A 26,137-nucleotide genomic window follows, 5' to 3' on the forward strand; every position below is an offset into this window, starting at 1 on the left:
CCCAAATGGGTTAATCATCTGTATATGAGTTTATTGATAAGTTGATTCTCGTTTTGATAAAATGATTTCTTTCAGGGATTCTTTGCCATAAGCAAGGATTTCCCAGGGAGGAATTCCCACTTTCCACATGAGGATTATAGCCTCCAGCGTTGTCAGATTTTCTGTCAGATTTTGAAGGATGAATCTTTTCTTATGACGGGCGGCTTCGGTAGTAAATTCGGCGCTGTTATTGCAATTTTCCGTATTTATAATCTTTTCGTTAATCCGGTCAAGCAAGCGTAAACAATACGCCATACTGTCAATATTTCTCTCCCGCAAAATCGGTTCAAAGCGGTGTCGCAGGCATTCCAGATGGATATCCGAAAGGGTGAAATCGGGGCCCATGAAATCCCGGAGCCTGGCCCGGACAACCTCCCGCTGGGCCTGTTCGTACTCGGCCGGAAACCGGACCTGATGCAGGCTCTCGCTGGTGACCCGGTAATCGAGCAGAACCTGCTCCAGATTCCAGATTTTGTAGTGCCGGGCGAGTTCCAGAAACAGGGCGTGGTCCTCCGCATACCGGAGCCGGTAACCGCCCACATGCTGCACGGCGCAGCGCCGGTAAACGACCGTCGGGTGGTACATCCAGCAGATAAACGTCAGGTTGTAATAGAAATATTCGCTGTGAAACCGGTCGATGCGGATAGGTCGCCGGGCCTCGTCCACGACCCGCGCGGCGCACGAAAGCAGCGCGCAGTCGGGATGGGCCGTCATGTACGCATACTGCTGCGCCAGCCGCTCGGGATAGCTGATGTCGTCGGCGTCCATGCGGGCGATGAACTCGGTCGTCGCCAGTTCGATGCCCCGATTCAGGGTCTCGCTGATGCCCCGGTTGGTTTCGTTCCGCAAAAAACGGATGCGGACGTCCCCGTACGACTCGATGATGGCCGCGCTGCCGTCGGTCGAACAGTCGTCGATAATCAGGAATTCAAACGCCGCGAAAGTCTGCGTCAGGATGCTTTCCACAGCCTCCCGAAGGTATTTTTCGGCGTTGTAAACCGGCATCAGGACTGTCAGCAGCGGCGTGTTCATAGGGGTTTCATGACCAGGGTGACCGCACGATGGAGGTAGCGCCTGAGGCGGCGCTGCATTGTGGACGAAATGCGATGCAGAACGGGAAACCGGTACGGCCAGAAGGCTTTGTGAAGGTCCCGCCAGATGCGCTCGTCCGTAATCCCGTTTTCCGTCAGGTAGCGTTTCAGCCAGTGAAGAAAAAACAGCCGCACCTCTGCGTAGCGGCCCTTTTGCTGAACCGCGGCGGAGATGGAGCCCGCCCACTGCCGGTAGCGGTTATGACAGGCGGAAGAGACATAAACCGCCGAATGCAGGTAGATTTTGCACAGAAAAGCCTGGTCTTCGTACAGGCCGTATAGCCCGGTAAACGACTCGTCGAAAGGGGTTTCCCCGAACAGCGATTTGCGAAGCAGGATGCCGCTCGGACAGGGAGCGGCGCCCTTGCCGAGCGGGTACAATTCGTGCAGGAGCTGGGGCGGTGCATAAACCCGTTCCCCGGCGACTCCAACGGGGATAATCACGTTTTTCCGCGGGGGATTGGCGGCCCAGTCGTACCAGCTTTCGGACGCTTCGCAGAGCAGGGCCACGTTCGGATGCTGGTGCATGATAGCCAGTTGCCGGGTCATCTTGACCGGCAGCCAGACATCGTCGGCGTCGAGAATGGCCACAAACTCGCCCCGGGCCGCGCGAAAGGCGACGTTCCGGCTGGCGGCGGCCCCCCGGTTGGCGTGCTGGGCGTGTTCGAAATAACGGATTCGGTCGGGAAACCGGTCGGCCCAGGCTTTGGCCTGCGCGGTGCTCCCGTCGGTAGAGCCGTCATCGACCAGCACAATCTCCCAGTTTGCGTAATCCTGCGCCAGCACGCTTTCGATGGCTTCGTTCAGGAATTTTTCCTCGTTGTAAAACCCGATAATGACGGAAATCAGGGGTTGTAGCGGTTCGGTCATGGCTGTTCAGTTCTGAAACCAGCGGGCAAGCCGCGCCTTGAATTCGTGTCCTTTCCAGTTGTTGACCGGATAGCGGTTGAGCCGAAGCGGATGACTCGCCCGGGTGACGACCCCCGGCTCCGTGGTCACGGCCGCCCGGAAGGGCGTGTTCTGCACAATGGCGACCGTAGTATCCGTGTGCGAGCCGTAAGGGTAGGCAAACAGCGGGACGGGGCCGCCAGTCAGCTTTTCCAGAAACACCTTGCTCTGGCCAATCTCCCGCAGCTGCGTTTCGGCGTCCTGATCGGCCAGGGCCGTATGCGTGACCGTATGGGCGCCGATGCTGAAAAGCGGGTTGCCCAGCAGGTGCCGAAGCTGGCCGGGCGGCATGCAAACCGGCTTTGCCGGACCCGCGGGCGGGGCAATGAGCCGACGCAGGGCGGTCAGGGCTTGCTGCTGTTCCGCGTCGGAAAGGGGCCTGAGCCGCCGCCAGAGGTCGTAGTAAAGCTGACACCGGCGAGTTGGGGGCGGGTCGGCCGCCGACCAGACCTGCTGCCGGGCACGGAGCGAGGGCGTCAGCGTCGTTTCGTCGGCCAGCGTAAACCGGAGGGCTTCGCCGCCGATGGGGAGGCCTATTTCCGCAGGAAGCGTTTCGGTTTCCAGAATCAGGTCCTGCAATTCGTCCCACCAGAAAAGGCTCTGCCGTTCGGTATTTTGGGTGGCGATAAAAAAGGTCGCCGGAATGCCGTACTGTTCGAGCAGGGGCCGGGCCTGTTCAAAATTATCGATATAGCCATCGTCGAACGTCAGTGCCACGGCCCGGTCGGGCACTTTCCCCGCCGCCACGCCGTCGGCCAGCTGCGCCAGCGAAACCGGCGTCCAGTGGTCCCGGATCACGCGGAGCTGCTGCTCAAAATTGGCCGGACTGACGGCCAGCTCCCAGGGGTCACAGGCGGGCGTATCGACCCGGTGGTACATCAGGACGAGGGCTTTGGGCTCGAAGCGCCGGCGGAGGCGATGCAGGTACCGTTGAATCAAGACTAGGCAGGTTTAGTGGCTTTGGCGGTAATGATGACCTGATAATGCGGATCGGTGAAATCCAGCTGCTCCCGGGTTACTTCCGATACGCCCATGCCGTACAGAAAAGCCGTGGCGATAAAGACGTTGCCGTGCGTCTGGAGGGCCAGATGGTCGGTTGGAAAGACTTCCGATAACAGCCTGCGCAGCGAAGCGGCCGTAAACGACCAGAGCCAGTTGTCGTTCCATTCGTCATGGTCGATATGGCTGATGCCCGGCACCGTCAGCAGCAGCACACCGCCCGGCTTCAGGATGCGTTCACAGGTTTGCAAAGCCCCTTTGAGGTTGTAAATCAGGTGCAGGGTCTGCGTCAGGATGATGCAGTCGAACGTATTGTCCGGAATCTGCGGAGCGTCGCTGAGGTCGCCCACCAGGGTTGCCATCGGGTTGTTGCTGTGTACGTGCAGCACGTCGCTTTTGGTCAGGCGGTCGCCGCCGAACCGCAGCGTGTAGCTGTTGTCGCCGATCTCCAGCACCCGCCCCTTGACCCATGCCGATTCCCGTTGCAGGAAATTTTCGATGTAATACCGGTCAACGGGTCCGCCCCGGTCGTAACCGAACTGGGTGCTGAAAGGCTGGGTCCGGCCCAGATCGCCGACTTCGACATGACCCGGCAGCGGCCGGAAATTCGGGTAGACGCCCGCCCGGAAAAGCAGCCGCTGCACAAACGTAGGCGTGTATTTTTTTACGAGCGTTTTGATAGTGGTAAGAGTTTGGTGATCCAGTATTTGAAAAACAGGTTCGGTTTGTACGTCCGCAGGAGCTTCAGCGCCTCGGCGCGGGCCGGAGAGGAGGCTGGGTACTGGCGGTTGCGGAGCCGGTCGTAGACGGCCATGCTGTAATATTCGCTCCAGATCTGCTGTCCGCGCCGGTACGCCAGCCACTCCGCTTCGGTGGCGAAGAGGGGCGGCTGGCGGGCCAGAACGGCAAAAACCGTGTGGAGCATCATCGGCACATTGCCCGACATATTGGTCGTATGAATCCGGTAAGCCGCTATTTTGTGGGTATGATGCAGGACCGGAAACCGCCGCGCGATTTTCAGGTACAGGTCATAATCTTCGCAGGCCCGCAGGGTCGTATCAAAAAGCAGCTGGTCGAAAACGGTCCGTCGATACAGCACCGTGGCGTGCATGCCGATGTAGTTTCCTTCCAGCAGCCGCAGGTAATGTTCGTTCTCAATCGGAATCACCTCTTCGGCCAGAAGCCGCCGTTCCGAATCCACTTTATCGTGGGCGCCCGACACAAAAGCGGCGTCGGGCCGGGCTTCCAGCTGCCCGACGTTGTAGGCAATGCCGTCCGGGTAAAGCCAGTCGTCGGCGTCCAGAAAAACCAGATAATCGCCCCGGCTGTAAGTAATGCCCGTGTTGCGGGCCGCCGAAAGTCCCTGGTTGGTCTGGTAAACATAGCGTACGCCGGGGTACTGCTCCGCCACCGCCCGGGTATTGTCCGACGACCCATCGTCCACGACGATGATTTCGACGGGTGCCCAGGTCTGCGCCCGCACGCTGTCGATGGCTTCGGCCAGATAGGTGCCATGATTGTAGCACGGGATGATGACCGACACCAGGGGCGAACCGGAAGCTGCTGCGTTTTTCATCGTTCAGGAAACAGGTTGCCGGTGATTCAGATAATAAACCAGCCCCGACAGGATGCCCCGGACCTCGACGCCCAGCGTCCGGTACCGGAACCCGTATTTCGGAAAGCCCCACACGTAAAGCCAGAAATAATACAGCGGAAGCCCGCGGAAAAGCCGCCGTTTGTAACCGGCCTCCCGGTACAGTTGCTGCTGGATCAGGGCCGCCGCCGTAAAGCCGCGCATGTAGTTGAACAACTGCTTCCGGAGGGCGGCCAGCTCCCGGCGGTGTTCGTGGAAAGCCACGGCCCGCGGGTTGTAATGAATGACGTGCCCCCGGGCCAGAATCCGGTACCACATCTCGGAATCGCCGTTGCAGCCGGCCGCTCCGACGTCCAGCCGCTCGTCGAAAAAGCCGACATCGTCGAATACCGACCGCCGAAACGCCATGTTGGCTCCGGCACCGATTTCCCAGACGGGCGGCCCCTGCCGGAGCGTCCGTTTGAAATAGGCCATGTCGTAAATCTTGTCGACATAGCCCCGGTTGAAACTCCAGTGTTTTTCAAAGATCAGCTGGGCCTCGGTTTGGAGTTCGGAGGCAATGACCAGCCCGGTCATGGCCGCCACCTGGGTGTCCCGAAACGACTGCCAGAGCTGGTAAACCCAGGTGGAGGCGACCACCACATCGTCGTCGGTATAGGCGACAATGGGCATGGTGGCTTTCTGGGCGCCCGTATTGCGGGCAAAATCCAGACCGGGCCGGGGTTCGAGGCAGTACGTGACGCGGCCAAATTCGCGCGCTACCCGTGCGGTGCTGTCATCGTCCGGTGCGTTATCGACCACGATGATTTCGGCGGGGCGGCAGCTAAGGTTAAGTAGCGAATGCAGGCAGCGCCGCAGCTGAGCCGCCCGGTTGCGGGTGCAGATGACCACGGCAACGGGCACCTCGGCGGGCAGGCGGGTCGTCTGAAACGGCTCCAGCACCGCCGCCAGCTGGGTTTGAAGCTCCGCCCGTTCGGGAAGCGGCCGGGCGGGCGGCCGGACCTGATCCGCCGGAGTTCCGGCATAGACCTGCCGGGTGGCGTCGATGGCGGTGGCTATTTTATCCCACAAAACCGCTTCGTCCGGCTGCTCGCCGGGTTCCAGATACAGGTCGCCTACGGCAATCTCCTGCCACCAGAAAACCAGATACCAGCCCGATTCGTGGCCCGGCGGAAGCGTGACCGGGTCGTTGTCGGCGAGCTGAAGGTGGCGGATGGTGTAGGAGTACGGCGCTTTCATGAGACGGTTACAGCTGGTACTTTATTTCTTCTTCCTGAACCAGTTGGATGGGGAAGTGGGGACGTACGGCGCCCCACCATTTGCCCTGAAACCGCAGATGCTCCTCCCGGTGGTCCGCCACGTCGAACGTCAGGCAGTGATCAAAATAAAAATAGTCCTCCCAGCCGTCGCGGTAGATGGTGATCGAAAGCGAATGCGAACCATTGTTGAGGAAATTGCCGGGAATTCGGCAGGTGCCGCGGACCAGACCTTTCTGGCATTCCAGCGGCGAGGACATGGTGTCGAAGAGGCAAATGTCTTCCTCGTTGAAAAGCTGGAGGGTCACCAGCAGCGCCGGACTGTCGTCCATTACCCACAACCGAAAATCAAACGTCAGCGGCGTGCGGGTGTCGATAAACCGGTCGTGCGCCGGATCTTCGGGAATAAGGCTGATCGACTGGACGCGAATCCAGTCGGTTCCGGGCGAATCGGCCGGGCTTTTCCAGCATTGCCGTAGCTGGTTCGACTGGGCCAGGCCCATGTACTGATGAATCACCGAGCCGACCGGCCCCGAAGCCATCAGACGGCCTTTCTGCAACCAGACGGCCTGGCTGCACAGGTGGCTGACAGCCTGCATATTATGACTGACAAAGAGAATCGTGCGACCCTGATGGCGCGAAAAATCGAGCATCTTGTCCAGGCATTTCTTCTGAAATTCGGAGTCGCCCACCGCCAGCACTTCGTCGGCAATCAGAATATCCGAATCCAGATGCGCCGCCACGGCGAAAGCCAGCCGGACGTACATGCCGGAGGAATATCGTTTGACCGGCGTATCGATGAAGGCACTGATGCCCGAGAACTCCACAATTTCGTCGAACCGATGCCGGATTTCCCCGCTTTTCATGCCGAGGGTGTACCCGCTGAGAAAGATGTTTTCCCGGCCGGAAAGCTCCTGGTGGAAGCCGGTCCCCACCTCCAGCAGACTGCTCAGCCGCCCGTTGCCCCGGACCACGCCTTCTGTCGGCCGGATGATACGTGAGATGATTTTAAGCAGCGTGGATTTGCCGGAACCGTTGCCGCCGACGATGCCCCACGTTTCGCCCTGTTTTATCTGCAGATTGATATGTTGTAACGCCCAGATGAAGTCCGGTTCAGACGCGCCCGGCCGGTACGCCTCAGCCGAGGGGTTGCCTTTCTGGCCGCCGAACAGTTGCCGCCACCAGAGATTCAAATCCTGTTTGAAGGAGCCCGAACCCAGTGTGCCCAACCGATACCGCTTTGACAGATTACTTATTTCAATGGAAATGTCAGACATAGGCTACCGGGCTATAGAAAGTCCATCACGGTTTCTTTCTGTTTATTGAAAAGGAGAATACCTGCCATCAGCAGGACACCGCTCAGTGCGCTACTGTAAATAAGCTGGCCCGTCGCGAAGGTCCCTTCGCCCAGCAACCCGTAGCGAAACGCCTCAAAAAGCGGGGTCAAGGGATTGAGGGCAAGCAGCCACTGGTTGGCTGGGTTGATGCCGGACAGGGGATAAATGACGGGCGTAACAAACATCAACATCCTGACGGCCAGACTCGAAAAGTTGGACAGGTCTCGGTACTTGGCGGTAATCACCGATAAAATCAGCCCAAGGGCCAGACTCAGACCGGCCACCAGCAGAATGGCAACCGGGGCAAAAAGAAACCAGGCGTTCAGCCGGAAAGGCATCCCCTCCACGGTCCAGTAGTAAACCAGCACGCCCGTGAGCAACCCCAGTTGAATCAGCAGGCGAAGAAACTGGGAACTGGTGATGGACAGCGGAATAACCAGACGCGGAAAGTAAACTTTGCCGAATAGTTCGGCGTTGGCCGTGAAGGTGTTCGACGTGCCGGTAAAGACTTCGTTGAAAAAATTCCAGAGCACCGTCCCCGACAGGTAGAACAGCACCGGCGGCACCGAACCCGTTGACAGGCCGACAAACCGGTTGAAAACCAGCACGTAGATAAAGACCGTGAGGATGGGCTGCAGCAACATCCAGAGAGGGCCGAGCAGGGTTTGCTGGTAACTGACCAGAAAATCGCGCCGGACCAGCCGGGCCAGCAGTTTGCGGTAAGCCCACAGACCGGCCAGGTCGAGGTCCCACCAGCGGGTTTTGCTGGAAACCTCCCAATCCCACTTCACGGAGGCCCGGTCCGACGGGCTGGACGAAAGCAGCCGGTTCAGGGCGGTAAATGACTGCCGGGCCGCTTTTTTGAGCAGCAGCTTAAGCATGAAAAAGACGAGCCCGATACTTGAATGCAACCGGAACGAAGCCCGCAGCGCCGGAAAAATGTTCCGGACATCGCCCGTCATTTCCCAGGTCTGGATGGCACTGAAGACGCCATAGTAGGAGTAATGCCGCTTCGAACGGGTCAGAATGCGCTTTTTTTTGTCCTCGGGCAGGTGGTTCTGAATGTTATTGATGACCGTCAGCAGGTCGTCGAGGCCCCGGCCGTGCAAAGCCTTGAGACTGGAGATGGACCCCTGATGGCCGCGGTATTCGGCCAGGAGTTCGGGCGTGTAGGCCACCGGATAGTGCCGGGCAATGCGCGTCCACATCTCCCAGTCTTCCCCGTAGATGGCCCCGTAAAAAGCGCCCAGATGCTCGTAAACGGACCTTTTCACGACCATCGAGACGTACTGAGCGCGCTGCTTCTCGGCAATTTTTTCGAGCCAGTTGTCGAGGATTTGCGCTTCCGGAACCTCGGTGTCCTGAACGGCATGCACCCGCCCACGTTCGTCGATATACGCCACCCGGCAAAAGGCGGCCCCGGCCTCCGGAAAATCCTTGAAAACTTTGGTCATCTTCCGGTAAAAGCCGTGGTGAATCCGGTCGTCCCCGTGAAGGAGGTGAATCAGCTGGCCTCTGGACCGGTTCAGGCAGGTTTCGAAGTTGCGGAGACTGCCGACATTCTGGGGCTGGCGGTAGTACGAAACCCGGCCCTGGCCCAGCCGACGCACAAGCGCCTCCACATCGGCATCGGTACTGGCGTCGTCGACCACTTCAATCTGCATTTGATCGGGACCCATATCCTGCGCCAGCACCGATTTCAGGGTCTCCTCCAGAAAGCACGAACAGTTATAGGCCGGAATCATCACAGACCAGAGCGGCCGGGCTGTTTCTTCGGGCAGGGGCAGTACGGCGGGAGGTGACTTGGGAATGCGATCCACGTCTATCAATTTTCAGGAAATAATTGGTGCACTGTATACGGTACGGAACAAGACGGTGTATTAAGTATTTTTCGGAGAGTCGGCTCAGTTTTGCTTAAACAATTTACCTTTTTTAGTTCACTATCTTTTAGTTGACGTAATCTAATTTATTATACGGAAAGTGTATAGACCGCTATTACGTAAACTTTGGCTTTAATTTTTTTGTATTAATCGCAGATTTTTTTGTAAAGTGATTGTATGATAGCTGACTTACCAGAAGGGAAGAGAAAGATAGAAAGCCAAATTCAGCGGCATAGGTTTGCCAGGTCAGCAAAGAAATCAATAGGCTAAAAAGGAAAAATAGAATGGGTATTCTTTGCAATGAATTCGTCTGATTTCGGTAAAATACATAGCTCAGATAAACGGATATTCCGCCAATAATTGATAGCAATAACAGGCTTTTAATGCTGCCAGAATGAAGAAAAGGAAACACATACCAATTGCTTCCGTAATAGACCGAAAGGAACAGGCATAAAAAAGACATTAGTCCGTATAAAACGGTATTCTTTTTTCGACTTACCTGATAAGCGCCATACACAAAAGAGACAAAAGCAACGACGCTCGGAAACCAGTTTTTCGCAATTCCGGACTGGTCGTCAGACAAGGAATGGCTTCGGGTGGTAAACGAGAAAGATAACATGAGAAACCCCATCGCCAGAAGCACAAGGCCGATGTATGTAAAAACGCGGCCGGTATTAACGGATAGCCTGACTTCAACACGGGAGGCCGGGAGGGTTTGGGGTTGCTTTTCAGCACTTTGAATGAAGTATATCATCGTGGCAACCAGCATACTAAGCGAGCCGAACAGCTCCGAGCCTTCTTCCAGAAGCAGGTAGGAGACGGGTCTTTCCCCAGCTTTCCAGAATTCAAATTCAAATACTTCCTGGACCGGAACGCTGATAAAAAACAGCACACTTAACGTGGCGAAAAATAATCCGGAGGTTGATTGACGCAGATGAATCCAGGTGAAAAGCAGCATAAATAAGCCAATGCACCCGATGAGAAAATAGAATACATACCAGCCGTATTTTCCGCCTGAACTACTGAAAAGAACTATGTCGCCAATCGTTTCATGAAGCGAACCCAATTCGGAAAAGGACAGCGCACCGAAAGATAGCGAGAAAAAAAGCCAGCCAAAGCCGGATTTATTTTTGAGCCATAAAGCACTGGCGGGTCTGTGGGAAAAAAAGCAAAGAATGGAAACCAGTGAAACAGAAAGGAGAAGCATGGAAGAGTACCAGGCCGCTAATACATTTTCAAGAGAAAGATCGGTTTGTTGTAATAGGAGGAAAAGAAATTGATTGCTCTGATAAAGCTCGGCAGAATACAGCTGAGAAAACCAGGTAGTAAATAAGAGCGATATATTAATGAAAATCAAAACTCCCAAAATGAATCCAATCCACTTTAAATTAAGTCGAACAATTGGTGCCATGATAATATGAATTAAGGGGACAGTGTGGAAAAGAAATTCTTTCCTTCGAAAAGGATACTAGAATGTCATATTTTAAATGCTTTATGTGTTGATGTGTTATTGGTAAAATTTACTTATTACAATGCTAGTAAAAAATGCTTATTTATTGGAAATTTTTTCCCAGTGTAATTTATCCATCGTCCTCAAAACAGTCTACTCGCTCGGCAGTTTTACAGTTCTAAACCATTTCCAGACGTTATGGAAAGGAAGGGAAAAATAATCTGCCTGCTCCTGGCCAGCCTGATACCGTTCGCCGTGAACGCTCAGGAGTCGGAGGTGTACTGGCGTCAGACGAACCGGACGCAGAACCAGTACGAGACTTATATTTTTCAGTTGATTTCCGCCGGCGTGCTGCCCCCCCTCTCGTCCGGGCCGGTAAACTACGTGCAGAGCGGCAGTTCAAACACCGTGCGGGCGCAGGTCTTCGGCAGCGGCAACGACGCGGTCCTGCTACAGATCGGGCGGGGCAACGAAATTGATTTTGGCCTCAACGGCAACCGGAACGTCATCCGGCTGATCCAGAATGGTGACGCCAACCTCCTGTCCCTGCCGGCCATTCGTGCGGATGCCGCCCAACTCACCATCGTGCAGGAAGGGGAGGGCAACGTCCTGCGGCAGAGCAGCGTAATGCTGGGTAACGGCGTTCCGATCCTCATCGAACAGCGGGGCGGTATGGAGATTTATATAATGAGCAGCGGAGGACCGCAATGAATTGCAATGAATAATGAACTGCGGCGGGCCGCAATGAATAATGAATAATAAATGGGAAACAACCGCCAAACGGCGCGTCTCTTTCATCATTCATTTTTCATTTTTCATTTCCAATACTACCTTCATTCCATGAATGACCGCCTGAAAGATGCCCTGCGCCGGGCCGCTTCGTTTTGTGCCTATCAGGAACGGACCCAGCAGGAAGTCCGCGAGCGACTGGCCGAATGGGACGTGTACGGCGACGATGCCGACCTTATTATCGTTGAACTGATCGAACAGAATTACCTGAACGAAGAGCGATTTGCGAAGACGTTTGCGGGCAGTAAATTCCGCGTCAAAAGCTGGGGAAAGCACAAAATCCGGCAGCACCTGAAGCAGCGCGGCATCACCGGACACAATCTGGAAACGGCAATGAAGGAAATCGAACCCGACGATTACCGCCAGCGCCTGACCGAACTCCTCGAAAAAAAGAAGCGGACCCTCCCGCAGGAAAGTCCGCTCGCACTCAAACAGAAACTGGCCCGCTACGCCATCAGCAAAGGCTTCGAACCGGAACTGGTTTATGAATTAGTGAATGAGCGAATAGCCAATAGTGATTAGCTCCGCCAGGAAGCCAACTCATCGGAGCTATTCACTCATTCACTATTATTAAAAGTCCGCGTCGAAGGCGATTTTCGGGGCTTCTTTTTCCTTCACGCCGGCCATGACGCCCGCTTTCTGGTATTCGCCGACCCGCTTTTCGAAGAAATTCGTCTTACCCTGCAGCGAAATCATGTCCATGAAGTCGAACGGGTTCGAGGAATTGTACACTTTCTGCAGGCCCAGCGATAGCAACAGGTGGTCGGCTACAAACTCGATGTACTGGTTCATCAGGTCGGCGTTCATGCCAATCAGCGAAACCGGCAGGGCGTCCGTGACAAATTCCTGCTCGATGGCTACGGCGTCGCGGATGAGCTGGTAGACGCTTTCCTCGGGCAGTTTGTTTTTGATGTGCTGGGTGTACAGCAGACAGGCAAAGTCGCGGTGCAGCCCTTCATCGCGGGAGATGAGTTCATTGGAAAACGCCAGCCCCGGCATCAGGCCGCGCTTTTTGAGCCAGAAGATCGAGCAGAACGAGCCGGAGAAGAAAATTCCCTCCACGGCCGCGAAGGCCAGCAGCCGCTCCACAAACGAGCCGTTGGTGATCCAGCGCATGGCCCAGTCGGCTTTTTTCTGCACACATTCAATGGTATCGATGGCGCGCAGCATCCGGTCTTTCTCCTGCGGATTCCGGATGTAGGTGTCGATCAGCAGGGAGTAGGTTTCCGAGTGGATATTCTCCATCGCGATCTGGAACCCGTAGAAGCATTTGGCCTCGGCATACTGGACCTGCGACAGGAAGTTGACGGCCAGGTTTTCGTTTACAATACCGTCCGAGGCGGCGAAAAACGCCAGTACGTGCGAGACAAAATGCCGTTCGCCGTCGGTCAGAGCCTCCCAGTCCTTCAGGTCCTGCGAAAGGTCAATTTCCTCGGCCGTCCAGAACGATGCGACGTGTTTCTTGTACATTTCCCAGATGTCATGGTGCTCGATGGGAAACAGAACAAACCGCAGGGGGTCCTCGACGAGCAGCGGCTCAGTGATTTCGTGGTTGACCATGTTCAGTATGGTTTTTTACGTAAGGATAAAAGCAAAGTAGCGTGGGTATTGGAAACCCGGTATCTAACAAAGATAAAGGGCGGGGCGGCGGGATTCAACCCCGATTGGTCAGTTAGGAGAAAGTGCCAAGCCCAGAGAGGGATAACCCGAACAGCATCAGAAAGTTGAAATTTTAATCGGAATAAAATTCTTCGAATAATACTACCTCTTGGCACAACAGGCCCTCTGTTGTACCTTTGCCCCATGCCTACCCCCGTCACTCCGCCCATCAGTGCGGTCATGATAACGCTCAACTCGGCCCGCCTGCTGGCCCCGGTATTGGACGCCCTGCGCTGGTGCGATGAAGTGGTGGTTGTGGATTCCGGGAGCACGGACCGAACCGTCGAAATTGCACAAAGGAGAGGATGCCGCGTCCTGCACCGGCCGTTCGACGGGTTCGGCACGCAGAAGGGCTTCGCCGTCGCCCAGGCCCGGAATTTCTGGGTACTGGTGGTCGATGCCGACGAGGTGGTGACCCCAGAACTGCAGGCCGAGATTCGGGACAAAGTGGCCCGGTCGGAAAGCGGAATGCTGCCGTACAAAGGGTACGAAGTCCCGATTTCCCTGATCTTCCTGGGCCGACTGATGCGCTATGGCGGGGAGTACAAAATGCCGCACCTGCGCCTGTTCGACAAGCGGTACGGCAACTACAACGAGGCCCGGGTCCACGAAGACGTGGTGCTCAATGCGCCCGTCGGCCGTCTCGACAACCATATGCTGCACGACAGCTACGGGAGTCTGCACGAGTATTTTGAGAAATTCAACCGCTACACCACGGCCGGGGCCAAAGACATGCAGAGCCGGGGTAAACGTCCTTCGGCGGCTCCCGTCATTCTGCGCCTGCCCCTGACGTTTCTAAAAGAATATATCCTGAAGCTTAATTTCCTGAACGGCTATCCCGGCTTTGTCTGGTCGCTTTTTTCGGCCATGTACCCGGTGGTCAAGTACGCGAAACTTCGGGAAATCGGAAAACAGACAGCTCCGGAAGCGGAAAAGCAGAAGCGGTAAGGTTTGCCTAGACGACGCCAGCCGGGAGTCGTGCAATCTAAACCGCTTCGTTGAGCCCAAAAACAAAAAAGGTGTCAGACTTTCCTGACACCCTCTCCAAACTTTGACCCGTACGTCGTTTCCCTCATCCTTCTGCACCGGGTCGTAACCTCCCTCACGCTCCAAACCTCACCTTTTATTCCCTTTCCCTCACTCTCACTCCTTAAAACCACTTCTGAATCTCAATCCGGCGGCGATGGTGTTCGCCATTTTTGAAGGGCAGATGTACCCGGACACGGCCCGGCTCCTGCACGGCTTCAATCTGTTCGGCATCCACAAAAGGCGGGATGTCCAGCACCCGGAGGAACATCGGCACAGCCAGGGCCTGGGCTTCGTCGGTATTCCGTTGTTGTAATAATGTATATAGAACTAATTTGTTTCCGTCAATCAGCACATTGAACGCCTCCGGACTCACGCCGGGAGCTGACAACGTAATGACCAGCCGATCATCTTCCTGTTCTGTTTCCATGCGGGTCATGCTGGAACCACCGTACAGGGTGTTCAGCAGATCTATTTGGCCCCCCATTCCTTTCAGCGCGTTATCCATTGCATTCATAGGAGTAATCCAGTTAGTTGTTGTTTATTTTATTACAAAATGAGTGCCTAACCGGCCAGATACCAGTGACTTCTGCCAGCTTGGCGGCTCATCCTCTGAAAGTTATATTTAAACCTGACAATAAGGCTTAAATAATTGCCTTTGTCTAAATTTTAGTCAATTTTGTCATTTCGAATAATTTTTTTCCTGTATGAATCTATGGACAGGCATCGGCATTTTGCTGTTGCTTTTTATTCTGGTACTGTGGATTTTTTACCGCAAACGGCCGACGCTGCCCGTGCTTATGTTCCACAAAGTGGACCCGCAGCGGCAGGACATGCTGACCGTCTCGGTGGCGCAGCTGGACGAGCAATTGGGCTGGCTGAAAAAGAATGGCTATCAGTCGGTTAGCCTCCGGCAGGTGGCCGATGCCCTGAACCGGAAAAGTCCGCTGCCGCCCCGCCCGGTGCTGCTGACCTTCGACGATGCCTACCGGAACAACCTCACCCACGCCGTGCCATTACTGCTGAAACACCGATTCAAGGCCACTCTTTTTGTGCCGACAGCTTTCGTCGGCGGCCGCAATGAATGGGACGGCGGCGACGAGCCGCTGATGACCGCCGACGAACTCCGCTCCCTCGACCCGGCGATCTTCGAAATGGCCCTGCATACGCACCGACACCCTAATTTTAAACATACTTCGGTGGACGAAATCCGGGAAGACGTAGCGCAGAATATCGCGACGTTCGGGCAGCTTGGCCTGTCGTTTACGCCCATCCTGGCCTACCCGTACGGCGGACGGCCTAAAGACGCCGCGGTCCGGCAAGCGATGTTCGACACGCTGCGCGACCTCGGCGTGGTGGCCGCCTTCCGCATCGGGAACCGCCTGAACCCGCTGCCGCTCCGCAACCGTTACGAATTGCAGCGGCTCGATATCCGCGGGACGGACTCGCTGGCGCAATTCATCCGTAAAGTTCGTTTTGGAAAACTTCTGTAATCTATCGCCATGAACGTCTTCATCGACACCGAACGACTGCGTGACCCGCATAGCGGCCTGGGCCAGTTCTGCCGGCACCTCGGCGATGCACTTGTCCGCCGCCAGCCCACCGCCGCCAACCTGACGTTTCTGGTGCCGCCGGGCCAAACCGGCGCTTTCGGCCGGGAGGTTTTTTACCGGGAAACCACCTGGTGGCGGCGCTGGCTTTCTCCCGGCGGCTTCGATCTCTGGCATTGTACCCACCAGGATTCGGCTTACCTGCCGCCTGCCGGAACCCAACTTATCCTGACCATCCACGACCTGAATTTTCTGGAACGGGCCGATTACAGCGAAGCCAAAAAAGCCCGCAAACTGGCTCAGCTTCAGAAAAAAGTAGCCCGCGCCGCCGCCATTACGACCATTTCGGAATACACCGCGTCTGTCGTTCGCCAGCACCTGCGCCTACCCGACGTGCCCCTGAAAGTGATTTACAATGGCAATCCGATGGGCAGTGGACAGGGGCCGTTGGCCGGTGAGCAGGTGCCTGAGACGCTACCACCCTACGGCCTTACAGGCCAGGCTCCTTACTTCCTCTCCGTCGGCGTTATTCATCCCAAGAAAAACCTGCATACGCTGCTGCCGATGCTGGAGGCGTTTCCGGACTACCGGCTGGTGCTGGCCGGTCCCGACGGGCACGACTACGCCCGGCACCTGCGCCAGCAGGCCGAGAGCCTGGGCATTGCCGACCGGCTGCTGATGCCCGGAGCCGTGGATGAACCGACCAAACGGTGGCTCTACGAAAACTGCCGGGCCTTTCTGTTTCCGTCGTTATCGGAGGGTTTTGGCCTGCCGGTGGTGGAGGCGATGAGCCTCGGCAAGCCGGTGTTTCTGTCCCGGCTGACGAGTCTGCCCGAAGTGGGGGGGAAGGAGGCCTATTACTTCAATTCGTTCGAGCCGGAAAGCATGGCCGAAACCATTTTCGACGGACTTCAGGATTTTGCCGCCAATCCCTTCCGCGCCTCCCGCCTGCAACGCTGGGCCGCCCAGTTCTCCTGGGAACGGGCCGGGGAGGAGTACTGGACGCTTTTTCAGGAGTTAAGGATTAAGAGTTAAGAGTTATGAGTTATGAGTTAAAAGTAGTCCGCCGTTGCGGTAAGCTTCACCATCCCAGAACCCCGTTCAGCGAAGCCAACTCATAACTCATAACTCATAACTCATAACTCTTAATTCCCCCTTTAGGGATGTGCGTCTACCCAGACTTCGCCGTCGTCGAAGATTTCTTTTTTCCAGATGGGCACTTCCTGTTTGAGGGTATCGATGATAAAGCGGCAGGCTTCGAAGGCGGCGGCGCGGTGGGGCGTGGCGACGGCAATCAGCACGGCGATTTCCCCGATCAGCAGGTTGCCTTTGCGGTGCAGAATGACGTACCGGCGGATGTCCCAGCGGCGGCAGGCTTCGTCGGCAATCTGCTGCATTTTCTTGAGCGCCATCGAGTCGTACGCCTCGTACTCCAGCCGTTCGACCGACTTGTCGGCGGTCTTGTTGCGAACGGTGCCAAAGAAAAACACAATTCCCCCGGCCTCGTCCGCTGCTACGTACTTGTAGGCCGAGTTCATATCGATGGGGTCGGTCGTAATCGAGATCATAGTTTTAATAAATCATGAACCGCGGCGGCGGACCGCAATGAAGGATGAACGTACTCCGAATCCGTGTGCTGGCTCGGTGTATTCCTATTCACTAGTCATCGCGGTGCGCCGCATGCCTGTTCATTCTTAAATTTTCATTATTCATTCTTGCCTGATTAACCGCCGCTGACGGGGGGAATCAGGGCAATTTCGTCTTTGGGGGAAATTTTGCCGGTCAGTTCGGCATATTCGCCGTTAACGGCCACCAGCAGGGACCGCAGACCGCTCAGGGCCGGATACGTCGTTTTCAGGCTGTTGAGCAAATCCCCAATTTCCCCGGATTTGGGAACCTCCACGGCCAGCGTCGAAGCGCCGACTATCTCCCGGGTAATACCAAAAAGCTGCACCGAAACTGTTTTGCTCATGCTCAAAGATAAAATTACGTATATACGTTAGCAAGAAGTTACAGTGAAGATATAACTTTTACGACCATGAGCGAGCAACAGTTCACCGACTTCTGGCAGGATGTGCTGATTTCGGTTCACGAAAATATCCGCGACCTGCGCCAGAAACAGGCGTTTGCCGACCCGGAAGAGCAAAACTACATCGCCGGCCGACTTTTCAGCTACGAGGAAATGCTGGAAATTTTCCGGATGTCCGCCCGGGAAGCGGGCCTGAAGCCTAAGGAGATAGGGCTTTGAGAGGAGTAAGGGAGTAAGTTTGAAGTTTAGGGTTTATGGTTTAGCGTTTATGGGTTAGCGTTTGGGGTTGGGAAAATAGGCCTCATTTCCGGCTTTTGGGCACTACAAACCATAAACTCTAAACCCCAAACAAAACTCCAAACTAAAAAAAGCGCCAAATTATGGGGATAAAGTACAGGATTTGCTCTCTTTGCAGGTAGTTTATCCGACTCCAACCTCATGAAACACCTATTTCTGACCGCTTTTCTGGCGGCGCTGCTCACCGGCTGTAACCAAAAAAACACCTCACAACAGGAATCCTCCGGCATGACCGACAGTACAACCACTTCCGCCGCCCAACCATCCGGCGCCCCCAGACTGGCCGAGCGGACGGCTTTCCAGAAAGAAGTAGACGGGAAAAAAGCCGATCTGTTTGTTCTCAAAAACGACAAACTGACCGTCAGCGTGACCACCTACGGCGGGCGCCTGGTGAACCTGCTCGTCCCCGACCGGAACGGAAAGCCGGTGGACGTGTCGCTGGGGTACAACAGCCTTGACGGCTACCTGACCAATAACGAATCGTATTTCGGTACGCTTGTCGGTCGGTACGGCAACCGGATTGCGAAGGGGAAATTTACGCTGGATGGCAAAACGTATTCGCTGCCTGTCAACAACGGCCCCAATTCGCTGCATGGCGGCAAAAAGGGGTTCAACGCCCGGATCTGGAACGCCCGGCAGGTTGACGACAAAACGCTGGAACTGACGTATGTGTCCAAAGACGGCGAGGAAGGGTACCCCGGCACCCTGACGACGGTCGTGACCTATACGCTCCAGGACAACGGAATACGGATCGACTACCGGGCCACGTCCGACAAATCGACCGTCGTGAACCTGACCAACCACACGTATTTCAACCTGAACGGCGAAGGCTCCGGCCCCATCGGCGACCATTTGCTAACCATCAGCGCCGACCGGTACACGCCCGTCGATACCACCCTGATCCCGACGGGTGAACTGGCCCCGGTGGAAGGGACGCCTTTCGACTTCCGGAAACCCACGCCCATCGGCCAGCGGGCCGACGCCGATCACCCTCAAATCAAGGCGGGCGGCGGTTATGACCATAATTTCGTGCTCAACGGCGGACAAACCGAAACACCCCGCCGGATTGCCACCGTGGAAAGTCCGCAGTCGGGAATCGTGATGAACGTGCTGACGACCGAGCCGGGCGTGCAGTTTTACGGCGGAAATTTCCTGACCGGACAAGAAGTGGGGAAATCCGGAAAACCTTACGGGAAGCGCCACGGTTTTTGTCTGGAAACGCAGCATTTCCCGGACTCGCCCAACCAGCCTGATTTTCCGTCGACGGTGCTGAAACCGGGGCAGACATACCGGACGACGACTGTGTACGAATTTTCAACCAAATGATTGACACGCCGCGTAAACCGGCCCGGTCTGTCCGCAACACAATCCCGGACGAGCCGGGCCCGGCGTTACACAAGACTATGAAACGACTAACCCTTTTTCTGCTGCTAATCACCATTCCTGCCCTTGCCCAGAAGCAGTGGAGCACGAAGCAGGCCGCCAAATGGTACAAAAAACAGCCGTGGCTGGTGGGCGCCAACTACGTACCCGCCAATGCTATCAACCAGATTGAGATGTGGCAGTCCGAAACCTTCTCGCCCGACCTCATCGATAAGGAGCTGGCAATGGCCGAAGGACTGGGCATGAACACCATGCGCGTTTTTCTGCACGACATGGTCTGGAAACAGGACCCCGAAGGCTTCAAAAAGCGGCTGGACCAGTTTCTGGGCCTTTGCGAGAAACACAAAATCCGGCCGATGCTGGTGCTGTTCGACTCGGTCTGGGACCCGAAACCCAAGCTGGGCAAACAGCGTGAGCCCGTGCAGGGACTTCATAATTCCGGCTGGGTGCAGGGCCCCGGTGCCGACGTACTGGCCGACCGTTCGCAGTGGAAAGGGCTGGAAGACTACGTGCGCGACGTAATCGGCTCGTTCCGGAACGATAAACGGATTCTGGCCTGGGATATCGTCAACGAACCGGACAACGACAACGCCAGCAGCTACGGCCGCACCTCGAAGATGAAAACCGAACTGACCAACAAAGCGGAGCTTGGCGTTCAGCTAGTCAAGGAGGCGTTTGGCTGGGCCAGAAAAGCCCGTCCGTCGCAGCCCATCACGGCGGCTCCCTGGTACGGGGACTGGAAAGCGCCCGAAGCCATGAACGAGATGAACCGCTGGCTGTTCCAGAATTCCGACATCATCACGTTCCACAACTACGGTCCGGTGGCCGACTTCACGTCCCGAATGGCGCAGCTGACGCAGTTCAAGCGGCCCATCATCTGCACCGAGTACATGGCGCGCCCGGTGGGCAGCACGTTTCAGGCCATTATGCCGCAGGCAAAAGGCGCCAAAGTGGGCGTAATCAACTGGGGTTTTGTGGCGGGGAAAAGCAACACCATCTATCCCTGGGATTCGTGGCAGAAGCCGTACGCCCAGGAGCCGCCGCTGTGGTTCCATGATATTTTCCGCGAAAACGGGCAGCCGTACAAGCCGGAAGAGGTGACATTTATCCGGCAGATGACGGGGGCCAAATAACCGTTGGTTACCCAAAAAAAGCCGGGACCGACCAGATTTTCTGGTCGGTCCCGGCTTTTTTGACAGTAGGAAGAATTAATCTTCCTTCAGGTTTTTTTCAGCTTTTTTCATCTTCCGTTCGGCCTTGTTCAGCCCCCGGTTCGTGGCGGTTTTCACTTCGTCTTTGGATTCGCGGGCTTCTTTTTTCAGCTCGCGGCCGGCTTCGCGGGTTTCGTCGCCTACTTTGTCGGCACCCCGGCGGACGTTGTCACCGGCCTTATCGACTGCTTTGTCGGCTTTCCGGGCGGCTTTGCGGGTCTCACGACCGACTTTCTGCCCTGCCGCATCGACAGTCTCGCCTGCCTGACGGGCAGTCTCCTTGGCTTCCTGTTTCACTTCCTGGGCCTGGGCTGCCAGTCCACAAACGAGCAGAGCGGCAACCAGCATGAGCTTTTTCATGATCAGTTGAATTGGTTGTTCTAATGTAACCTAAACCTCCCAGCCGACGAAAAGTTGCCGATAGCCGCCCGCGGCAGAAAGACCTTACTGAACGGGCTGACTGAAAAAGTTCAGCGTGCCCAGAATGTACTCCGGCAGTCCGCTCGTGTGTGTCCGGCCTTTCAGCGTAATCAGTTCCACTTTGTTAGCCCCGCGGCGCTGCATGGCCTCGTAGGCGTCCTTCGAGTTGAAATAAAACACAAGGTTGTCGGCGTCGCCGTGATAAAGCTGGATGGGCGTTTTGGGCTTCCAGTCGTAAACGTCGTTGTCGGCAATCGCCTCCAGAAACGCCTTGTCGGTTCCGGTGTTAACCGCTTCCTTAAAACTATCTGTAAAGGTCTGGTTCAGACTCACGTTGATGCTTGTCTGCCGCGCCCCTTTGGCCGCCTGACCGGCGTAAGGCTCTTTCAGGTAAGCACTCATCGGACGGTTCAGGTCTTTGTAAACGCTGTTGTAGGTCTCCAGCGCCCACAGGTAAAGCTTGTTGTAACTCCCGATGCCGTGCGTACGCTCGTTGATGATGTGCTTCATGAACGCCGATTTGTGGTACGCACCGGCTCCGAGCGTCGCGCCTTTGACCGCAAATTCGTCCGGAAACTCCTCTTCTATTTTTTTCAGCAGCGACATGGTCGCGTAGCCGCCCTCGGAATAGCCGGTCAGATAAAGCTGCTCGTTCCAGCTTATCTTCTGCTGAGCGATAAACTCCCGGGCCGCCCGCAGCATATCCAGCGAAGCGGTCGCGAGGCTTTCCCGGTGTTCGTAAAAATGCGGCTGGTTTTTGGATTCGCCGTAACCGATGTAATCCGGGCAGGCCATGATAAAGCCCAGCGACGAAAACAGCGCCCCGCCGGTATAGGCATCGCTGCCCGCCCCAAAATAGGAAGGTGCGTCGGAGTCGCTCTGGATGGTTCCGTGCTGCTGGCTGACCATCGGGACCGCCGCGGCCGTCGTCGGGACAATCAGCGCCCCGGACGCCTGCACCGGCTTGCCGTCGGGCAGCGTCGTGTTGTATACCACCCGGTAGACCCGGATGCCGTAGCGGGTAAACAGGCCGAGAGCCGGATTGATTCGCTGGACCTGGCGGCTCAGTTCCTCCCGGCTCAGCGTCCGGATTTCCTTCGCACTGACGAGGTAAGGCTTTTTGTCGGGCTGTACCGGCTCGTTGTCGCCGGAAGAGGCGCAGCTCGTCAGAAAGGCCGTGGTGGACATTACCAGCGACAGCAAAAACTCCTTGCGGGATAACGACATGAAAGTAGGTTCCAAAGGTTGCGGATATAAGTACCGGTTGTGAATTAGTTTAGGGTTTATAGTTTACGGTTTATTGTTCATAAGTGGCGTAGTGACTTACAGAGGGTTATGGCTTCTCTTTTAAACTATAACTCTAAACTGTTTAATAAACAGAAAATGAGACATCTTCGCCGGGAAAATGCCTCATTTAAATAACAGTCTGCTGTCGGGGAAGGTTCGGTCCGGAACCGGATAATCGGGCTTAGTTCTGGAGCTGGCGGGTCGGGGCCGTCGAGGGGATGGACTGGGCGGCGAACGAAAAATTCGGCACCACCATCGGGGCCGGGAGCGTCACAAAAAACGTGGCACCTTCGCCGGGCTTCGATTCGACCCGGATAAATCCACCGTAGAGCCGGGCGATCCGTTTGCAGATGGCCAGCCCGACGCCGGAGCCGTCGATGTCGCTGGTATGCGCCCGGGCAAACAGCTCAAAAATCCGTTCGTGCTGATTTTCTGGTATGCCCACCCCGTTGTCCCGAATCCAGAGAATAAACTGCCGCTGTTCGACCGTCCAGCCGAGGGAGATGCGCAGCGGAACGTCAGGACGACGGTATTTGATGGCGTTCGTCATCAGGTTGCAGAGCAGCCGTTCGAGCAGGGTTTCGTGCGCCAGCAGCACCGGCAGCGGGGTGACTTTCAGCTGCGCGGCGGCTTCGTCGAGTTCGCACTGCAGCGTGTCGCGGACACCTTCCAGCACCCGGTTCAGGTCTACCGGAACCGGCTCGGTCAGGTAGTTGTCGAGGCGGCTGTAGAGCAGCAGGTCTTTCATCTGGCGGTCCATTTTGCAGACCGCCTGCCGGATGTGGTCGAGGTGTTCGGGAAGCTGGGTGGCCGTGGCCCGGAAGGCCAGCTGATTGAAAAGCAGGATGGATTTGGTGGTCGTGCGGAAATCGTGCACGATGGCCGACGAAAAAGCCTGAATCTGCTCGTTGGCCGCCGCCAGCTGGTGATTCGACTGGGCCAGCTGGTCGTTGGTGTCGCGCAGCTGCCGGTTGACCTCCTGAAGTTTCTCGTTGCTGGTCTTCAGTTTCCGGTTGAAAAAAAGGACCAGACCCGACACGATGGTAATCAGCGCAAAGCCGAGGCCCAGAATGGCCTGGTGGTGGCTCTGGTGTTCCAGCTGAATCGCCTTTTGCCGGGTGTCTTCCTCCAGTTCCTCAATTTTCTCCGCTTTCTGGTCCGAATCGTACCGCACCAGCAGTTCGTTCATGGCCTGCCCGTGGGTGTGGTGGCGGAGGCTATCAGTAAAAGCCCGGCTCCGCTGGCTGAAAAGCAGGGCGGAATCCGGTTTTTTGTGCAGGGCCGCCACCAGCGCCAGATTCTCGTACAGTTCGCTCAGAAAAGCGTAGCTGGCCGCCGGATTGTTGTTTTCGTCCATCGACTCCTGGCTCAGCTGGCGGGCTTTGTGAAGCCAGTTTTCGGCGGCTTCCGACTGCTTCAGGCGCAGATACACCCGACCCAGGCCCAGGTAGGCAAACTGCTCGCTGTTTTCGCTGGGCTGCTGGATTTTGAGCGCTTCGGTAAAATAATAAATGGCTTTGGCGTACTGTTTCTGGTCGGTAGCAATTTCGCCCAGCGTCGAATAAATGTGCACGTTGAATTCGGTGGCCTGGCTGCGGCGGGCGGCTTCAAGCGCGTGCAGACAGGAGAGGTGCGCCTTTTCGTACTGGCCGAGGTGGCGATACGCATCGCCCAGATTGGCGTGAATGGCAATCAGAAAATACCGGTTGTCGATCGCCTGCGCGATGGCCAGCGCTTTTTTGTAGTACGAAATGGCCTGTACGTACAGCAGGTGGTTGCCAAGCAGGTCGCCGATGTTGTTCAGCACCAGCGCCTGCCCGCTGGCTTTGCCCATTGCTTCGTATTCGGCCAGACTTTCCCGGTAATATTTAAAAGCCGTCTGGCTGAAGTTCATCTGGCCGTGCAGGGTGCCGAGCACGTTCAGAAAAATAGGACGGTAGCGGGTATACGCTGGGTGCTGGGCGCGTTTCAGCCCTTCTTCCAGCAGCGTCCGGGCCTGGGTCAGGTGCGACTGGTTGTAGTAGATGACGCCCACATCGAGCAGGGAGAAAATGATGCCTTCCTCGAACTGGTGCCGTCGGCTTTCGAACAGATTGTGCCGGTAATGAACCAGGGCTTTGGGGTACTGGCTCTGGTGTTCGTAGTACGTGCCGAGCGCCCGCCGCGCCCGGATGAGGCCCTGCGGATACTTCAGACGGGTGGACACGGCCAGAGCCGAATCGGCGAGCGGCCGGGCGGCTACCAGGTCACTGGAGGTGAGGCGGTGCGCCAGCGTCGCCAGCGAGTCGGCCTTCTGACGACTGTCGGGTAGGGCAAGCCACACGGCACCGGCTTTCGATTGGCCGAGCACGTTTCCGGAAAAAGGCACGTTGAGTAACGTGACCAGTAAAGCGTATAAGTATACACGCATACAAGTCTGGTTTCAGAGGTGGGCAATCCACATCGGCACTAAAAGAAACTGAAAGTTACCAACCTACCCAGAATTTGCCAAATAATACTCTTAATGCATAGAGTAAATACTGTATTGAAGGGCGCCCGCCGCTGTCCGGTCCGGTTTTGGAACGGCTTTGGGTGAAACGGGCGCTACGCGGCTACCGGCGTTGCTTTCACCGGTTTCTGGTTCCGAAGGAGTTCCAGCCGTTTCCAGGCCAGCCAGACGTACGCCGCCACGCAGCCTACGGTAATCACTTCCAGAACGTATTCGAAGATTTTCAGCGGAGAGTTGAAGTCGGCGAACGAGTTGAAAAAAATCTGATCGAGGTAAATCCAGTAAAACGGCTGTACCACCACGACGAGGTTGGCCACAATCAGCAGCCACAACCGCGCGCCGGGCCGGGCGGGGGTCAGTTCGAAAACGGCAGCAATCAGAAAAAGGAAGATGTAGTAGGCCATCGCGCTTGGCTGAAAGAGCATGAACAGCCCAAACGTCATGACCCAGATCGACGGGAAGACCGCGGCATAGGGCAGTTTCCGGTAGCGCAGGCCCACCGTCGCCAGAATGGTCACGGTCGCCGCCACGCCGATCCAGTTCAGCGTTTTCAGCGGAACATGGCTGAAGAGGGTGCCCAGAAAAGGCTTGAGCACGGTCGTCAGGTTCGGTGCAAAGGGAATGTCGCCATGCTGCACGGGCATCATGAACTGGGTGCCCATCACGGCATACAGCAGCAGCAGCGTCGGAATGCCGACCAGCGCCAGCGCGCCCATCCAGCGCAGCCGCGTTTTGCCGCCCAGCAGGAAAAACACGGGAAAGGCGATCATGACGAACGTGACTTTCAGGGTCAGCAGGGCCGCCGCCATCCAGAGGCCGATGGCCAGTCCGGGTTCTTTCCGGCGCGCCGCCGCTACCATGGTCAGCAGCCCGAACAGCCACAACCCGATGTCTTCCTGACCACCCAGCAGGCAGATGACCAGCGGAGCGGGCAGCATGAAATAAAGCACCGCCAGCAGACCCGCTTCCGGATTGTGCCTACGGTAATGCCGGTACGTGAGCCAGACCGTGAACGCTTCCGTCATCACCATCAGCAGCACAATGGCTTTCGGGCTGTGCCAGATCAGCAGCGGAATGGCAATCAGGTAGGAGAACAGCGGCGCGTGAAACGACCAGTAATCCCGGTAAACAAGGCCGCCCTGTAGCGCTTTGGTGGCTTTTTCGTAGAAAAAAGGCACGTCGTTGCGGGGCACCTCGTTCAGAATGAGGTAAACGATGATAAAGGGAATGAATCGGAAAAACAGAAAACAGGCGCCCAATACCTGCGGGGCCCGGTCCTGCACAACGGGAAGAACCTGAGCACGGAAACGAATCAGCAATACGGCCATGATCGACAATCCAATCGAGACCACCACTTTAGCCGCAAAGACCGAAATAATCGGTGTCATATTGTAAACGGAGGGA

Annotated in this window: 25 protein-coding genes; 8 read left to right on the forward strand and 17 right to left on the reverse strand. The window is 56.3% G+C overall.

The window, feature by feature from the left end; genetic code table 11:
* Window positions 1-30: 30 nt before the first annotated feature.
* The 9 genes from ORG26_RS16295 to ORG26_RS16335 all read right to left on the reverse strand — a co-directional run bounded on the left by ORG26_RS16295 (window position 31) and on the right by ORG26_RS16335 (window position 10,555).
* Complete coding sequence (locus tag ORG26_RS16295; RefSeq protein ID WP_266363602.1) at window positions 31-1,071, reverse strand: glycosyltransferase family 2 protein; 1,041 nt, start codon at window positions 1,069-1,071, stop codon at window positions 31-33.
* Complete coding sequence (locus ORG26_RS16300; protein ID WP_266363604.1) at window positions 1,068-2,000, reverse strand: glycosyltransferase family 2 protein; 933 nt, start codon at window positions 1,998-2,000, stop codon at window positions 1,068-1,070. The genes ORG26_RS16295 and ORG26_RS16300 overlap by 4 nt, the downstream gene beginning before the upstream one ends.
* A gap of 6 nt (window positions 2,001-2,006) precedes the next feature.
* On the reverse strand, window positions 2,007-3,017 hold the full coding sequence (locus ORG26_RS16305) for a polysaccharide deacetylase family protein (RefSeq protein WP_266363606.1): 1,011 nt from the start codon (window positions 3,015-3,017) through the stop codon (window positions 2,007-2,009).
* A gap of 2 nt (window positions 3,018-3,019) precedes the next feature.
* Window positions 3,020-3,721: a methyltransferase domain-containing protein gene (locus ORG26_RS16310; RefSeq protein WP_266363608.1), complete on the reverse strand. Its 702-nt coding sequence runs from the start codon at window positions 3,719-3,721 to the stop codon at window positions 3,020-3,022.
* A 20-nt stretch (window positions 3,722-3,741) separates the two neighbouring features.
* Window positions 3,742-4,653, reverse strand: coding sequence for a glycosyltransferase family 2 protein (locus ORG26_RS16315; protein WP_266363610.1), 912 nt, complete (start codon window positions 4,651-4,653; stop codon window positions 3,742-3,744).
* A 3-nt stretch (window positions 4,654-4,656) separates the two neighbouring features.
* Window positions 4,657-5,910 carry a glycosyltransferase family 2 protein gene (locus ORG26_RS16320; RefSeq protein WP_266363612.1) on the reverse strand — a complete coding sequence of 418 codons (1,254 nt, stop codon included), beginning with the start codon at window positions 5,908-5,910 and terminating at the stop codon, window positions 4,657-4,659.
* A gap of 7 nt (window positions 5,911-5,917) precedes the next feature.
* Window positions 5,918-7,204 carry an ABC transporter ATP-binding protein gene (locus tag ORG26_RS16325; RefSeq protein WP_266363614.1) on the reverse strand — a complete coding sequence of 429 codons (1,287 nt, stop codon included), beginning with the start codon at window positions 7,202-7,204 and terminating at the stop codon, window positions 5,918-5,920.
* Between the two features lie 11 nt (window positions 7,205-7,215).
* On the reverse strand, window positions 7,216-9,084 hold the full coding sequence (locus ORG26_RS16330) for a glycosyltransferase (RefSeq protein ID WP_266369424.1): 1,869 nt from the start codon (window positions 9,082-9,084) through the stop codon (window positions 7,216-7,218).
* Window positions 9,085-9,259: 175 nt separating this feature from the next.
* Window positions 9,260-10,555, reverse strand: a complete 1,296-nt coding sequence (locus ORG26_RS16335; protein WP_266363615.1) for a hypothetical protein — start codon at window positions 10,553-10,555, stop codon at window positions 9,260-9,262.
* 237 nt (window positions 10,556-10,792) lie between these two features.
* Between ORG26_RS16335 and ORG26_RS16340 the strand changes: the two genes are divergently transcribed.
* Together ORG26_RS16340 and ORG26_RS16345 are read left to right on the forward strand one after the other, a co-directional pair.
* Window positions 10,793-11,305, forward strand: a complete 513-nt coding sequence (locus tag ORG26_RS16340; protein WP_266363617.1) for a hypothetical protein — start codon at window positions 10,793-10,795, stop codon at window positions 11,303-11,305.
* A 129-nt stretch (window positions 11,306-11,434) separates the two neighbouring features.
* Window positions 11,435-11,905 carry a regulatory protein RecX gene (locus tag ORG26_RS16345; RefSeq protein WP_266363619.1) on the forward strand — a complete coding sequence of 157 codons (471 nt, stop codon included), beginning with the start codon at window positions 11,435-11,437 and terminating at the stop codon, window positions 11,903-11,905.
* Window positions 11,906-11,953: 48 nt separating this feature from the next.
* Here ORG26_RS16345 and ORG26_RS16350 read toward each other — a convergent pair whose 3' ends face one another.
* On the reverse strand, window positions 11,954-12,943 hold the full coding sequence (locus ORG26_RS16350; RefSeq protein WP_266363621.1) for a ribonucleoside-diphosphate reductase small subunit: 990 nt from the start codon (window positions 12,941-12,943) through the stop codon (window positions 11,954-11,956).
* A gap of 243 nt (window positions 12,944-13,186) precedes the next feature.
* Here ORG26_RS16350 and ORG26_RS16355 point away from each other — a divergent pair, with 243 nt between their 5' ends.
* On the forward strand, window positions 13,187-13,990 hold the full coding sequence (locus ORG26_RS16355; RefSeq protein ID WP_266363623.1) for a glycosyltransferase family 2 protein: 804 nt from the start codon (window positions 13,187-13,189) through the stop codon (window positions 13,988-13,990).
* Window positions 13,991-14,192: 202 nt separating this feature from the next.
* On the opposite strand, the gene ORG26_RS16360 is transcribed toward ORG26_RS16355, so the two are convergent.
* Window positions 14,193-14,585 carry an Hsp20/alpha crystallin family protein gene (locus tag ORG26_RS16360; protein WP_266363625.1) on the reverse strand — a complete coding sequence of 131 codons (393 nt, stop codon included), beginning with the start codon at window positions 14,583-14,585 and terminating at the stop codon, window positions 14,193-14,195.
* 190 nt (window positions 14,586-14,775) lie between these two features.
* Between ORG26_RS16360 and ORG26_RS16365 the strand changes: the two genes are divergently transcribed.
* Both ORG26_RS16365 and ORG26_RS16370 read left to right on the forward strand, forming a co-directional pair.
* Window positions 14,776-15,561, forward strand: a complete 786-nt coding sequence (locus tag ORG26_RS16365) for a polysaccharide deacetylase family protein (protein ID WP_266363627.1) — start codon at window positions 14,776-14,778, stop codon at window positions 15,559-15,561.
* A gap of 9 nt (window positions 15,562-15,570) precedes the next feature.
* Window positions 15,571-16,653: a glycosyltransferase family 4 protein gene (locus ORG26_RS16370; RefSeq protein ID WP_266363629.1), complete on the forward strand. Its 1,083-nt coding sequence runs from the start codon at window positions 15,571-15,573 to the stop codon at window positions 16,651-16,653.
* Between the two features lie 122 nt (window positions 16,654-16,775).
* On the opposite strand, the gene ORG26_RS16375 is transcribed toward ORG26_RS16370, so the two are convergent.
* Window positions 16,776-17,186 carry a molybdenum cofactor biosynthesis protein MoaE gene (locus ORG26_RS16375; protein ID WP_266363631.1) on the reverse strand — a complete coding sequence of 137 codons (411 nt, stop codon included), beginning with the start codon at window positions 17,184-17,186 and terminating at the stop codon, window positions 16,776-16,778.
* Window positions 17,187-17,341: 155 nt separating this feature from the next.
* A complete protein-coding gene (locus ORG26_RS16380; protein WP_266363633.1) occupies window positions 17,342-17,590 on the reverse strand; it encodes a MoaD/ThiS family protein in 249 nt (82 codons plus the stop codon).
* Window positions 17,591-17,656: 66 nt separating this feature from the next.
* Between ORG26_RS16380 and ORG26_RS16385 the strand changes: the two genes are divergently transcribed.
* The 3 genes from ORG26_RS16385 (at window position 17,657) to ORG26_RS16395 (ending at window position 20,460) form a co-directional block, all read left to right on the forward strand.
* A complete protein-coding gene (locus ORG26_RS16385; RefSeq protein WP_266363635.1) occupies window positions 17,657-17,866 on the forward strand; it encodes a hypothetical protein in 210 nt (69 codons plus the stop codon).
* 219 nt (window positions 17,867-18,085) lie between these two features.
* A complete protein-coding gene (locus ORG26_RS16390) occupies window positions 18,086-19,270 on the forward strand; it encodes an aldose epimerase family protein (protein WP_266363637.1) in 1,185 nt (394 codons plus the stop codon).
* Window positions 19,271-19,347: 77 nt separating this feature from the next.
* Window positions 19,348-20,460 carry an endo-1,4-beta-xylanase gene (locus ORG26_RS16395; protein WP_266363638.1) on the forward strand — a complete coding sequence of 371 codons (1,113 nt, stop codon included), beginning with the start codon at window positions 19,348-19,350 and terminating at the stop codon, window positions 20,458-20,460.
* Between the two features lie 75 nt (window positions 20,461-20,535).
* On the opposite strand, the gene ORG26_RS16400 is transcribed toward ORG26_RS16395, so the two are convergent.
* From ORG26_RS16400 to ORG26_RS16415, 4 genes are all read right to left on the reverse strand, one after another.
* The gene (locus tag ORG26_RS16400; RefSeq protein ID WP_266363640.1) at window positions 20,536-20,898 is read right to left on the reverse strand and encodes a hypothetical protein; all 363 of its coding nucleotides are present in this window, start codon (window positions 20,896-20,898) and stop codon (window positions 20,536-20,538) included.
* An 84-nt stretch (window positions 20,899-20,982) separates the two neighbouring features.
* Entirely contained in the window at window positions 20,983-22,185 is a 1,203-nt protein-coding gene (locus ORG26_RS16405; RefSeq protein ID WP_266363642.1) for an alpha/beta hydrolase family protein, read from the reverse strand.
* Between the two features lie 241 nt (window positions 22,186-22,426).
* On the reverse strand, window positions 22,427-24,655 hold the full coding sequence (locus ORG26_RS16410) for an ATP-binding protein (RefSeq protein WP_266363643.1): 2,229 nt from the start codon (window positions 24,653-24,655) through the stop codon (window positions 22,427-22,429).
* Window positions 24,656-24,828: 173 nt separating this feature from the next.
* Window positions 24,829-26,121 carry a hypothetical protein gene (locus tag ORG26_RS16415; RefSeq protein ID WP_266363646.1) on the reverse strand — a complete coding sequence of 431 codons (1,293 nt, stop codon included), beginning with the start codon at window positions 26,119-26,121 and terminating at the stop codon, window positions 24,829-24,831.
* Window positions 26,122-26,137: the final 16 nt, after the last annotated feature.

Origin of the sequence: Tellurirhabdus rosea (genome assembly GCF_026278345.1) — a bacterium.
GTDB lineage: Bacteria > Bacteroidota > Bacteroidia > Cytophagales > Spirosomataceae > Tellurirhabdus > Tellurirhabdus rosea.

Excerpts from the sequence above, each read along its gene's own strand:
- ORG26_RS16295 (WP_266363602.1), bottom strand. The coding sequence starts at position 1,071 with ATGAACACGCCGCTGCTGACAGTCCTGATGCCGGTTTACAACGCCGAA.
- ORG26_RS16300 (WP_266363604.1), bottom strand. The coding sequence starts at position 2,000 with ATGACCGAACCGCTACAACCCCTGATTTCCGTCATTATCGGGTTTTAC.
- ORG26_RS16315 (WP_266363610.1), bottom strand. The coding sequence starts at position 4,653 with ATGAAAAACGCAGCAGCTTCCGGTTCGCCCCTGGTGTCGGTCATCATC.
- ORG26_RS16320 (WP_266363612.1), bottom strand. The coding sequence starts at position 5,910 with ATGAAAGCGCCGTACTCCTACACCATCCGCCACCTTCAGCTCGCCGAC.
- ORG26_RS16325 (WP_266363614.1), bottom strand. The coding sequence starts at position 7,204 with ATGTCTGACATTTCCATTGAAATAAGTAATCTGTCAAAGCGGTATCGG.
- ORG26_RS16335 (WP_266363615.1), bottom strand. The coding sequence starts at position 10,555 with ATGGCACCAATTGTTCGACTTAATTTAAAGTGGATTGGATTCATTTTG.
- ORG26_RS16340 (WP_266363617.1), top strand. The coding sequence starts at position 10,793 with ATGGAAAGGAAGGGAAAAATAATCTGCCTGCTCCTGGCCAGCCTGATA.
- ORG26_RS16345 (WP_266363619.1), top strand. The coding sequence starts at position 11,435 with ATGAATGACCGCCTGAAAGATGCCCTGCGCCGGGCCGCTTCGTTTTGT.
- ORG26_RS16350 (WP_266363621.1), bottom strand. The coding sequence starts at position 12,943 with ATGGTCAACCACGAAATCACTGAGCCGCTGCTCGTCGAGGACCCCCTG.
- ORG26_RS16355 (WP_266363623.1), top strand. The coding sequence starts at position 13,187 with ATGCCTACCCCCGTCACTCCGCCCATCAGTGCGGTCATGATAACGCTC.
- ORG26_RS16360 (WP_266363625.1), bottom strand. The coding sequence starts at position 14,585 with ATGAATGCAATGGATAACGCGCTGAAAGGAATGGGGGGCCAAATAGAT.
- ORG26_RS16365 (WP_266363627.1), top strand. The coding sequence starts at position 14,776 with ATGAATCTATGGACAGGCATCGGCATTTTGCTGTTGCTTTTTATTCTG.
- ORG26_RS16370 (WP_266363629.1), top strand. The coding sequence starts at position 15,571 with ATGAACGTCTTCATCGACACCGAACGACTGCGTGACCCGCATAGCGGC.
- ORG26_RS16375 (WP_266363631.1), bottom strand. The coding sequence starts at position 17,186 with ATGATCTCGATTACGACCGACCCCATCGATATGAACTCGGCCTACAAG.
- ORG26_RS16380 (WP_266363633.1), bottom strand. The coding sequence starts at position 17,590 with ATGAGCAAAACAGTTTCGGTGCAGCTTTTTGGTATTACCCGGGAGATA.
- ORG26_RS16385 (WP_266363635.1), top strand. The coding sequence starts at position 17,657 with ATGAGCGAGCAACAGTTCACCGACTTCTGGCAGGATGTGCTGATTTCG.
- ORG26_RS16390 (WP_266363637.1), top strand. The coding sequence starts at position 18,086 with ATGAAACACCTATTTCTGACCGCTTTTCTGGCGGCGCTGCTCACCGGC.
- ORG26_RS16395 (WP_266363638.1), top strand. The coding sequence starts at position 19,348 with ATGAAACGACTAACCCTTTTTCTGCTGCTAATCACCATTCCTGCCCTT.
- ORG26_RS16400 (WP_266363640.1), bottom strand. The coding sequence starts at position 20,898 with ATGAAAAAGCTCATGCTGGTTGCCGCTCTGCTCGTTTGTGGACTGGCA.
- ORG26_RS16405 (WP_266363642.1), bottom strand. The coding sequence starts at position 22,185 with ATGTCGTTATCCCGCAAGGAGTTTTTGCTGTCGCTGGTAATGTCCACC.
- ORG26_RS16410 (WP_266363643.1), bottom strand. The coding sequence starts at position 24,655 with ATGCGTGTATACTTATACGCTTTACTGGTCACGTTACTCAACGTGCCT.
- ORG26_RS16415 (WP_266363646.1), bottom strand. The coding sequence starts at position 26,121 with ATGACACCGATTATTTCGGTCTTTGCGGCTAAAGTGGTGGTCTCGATT.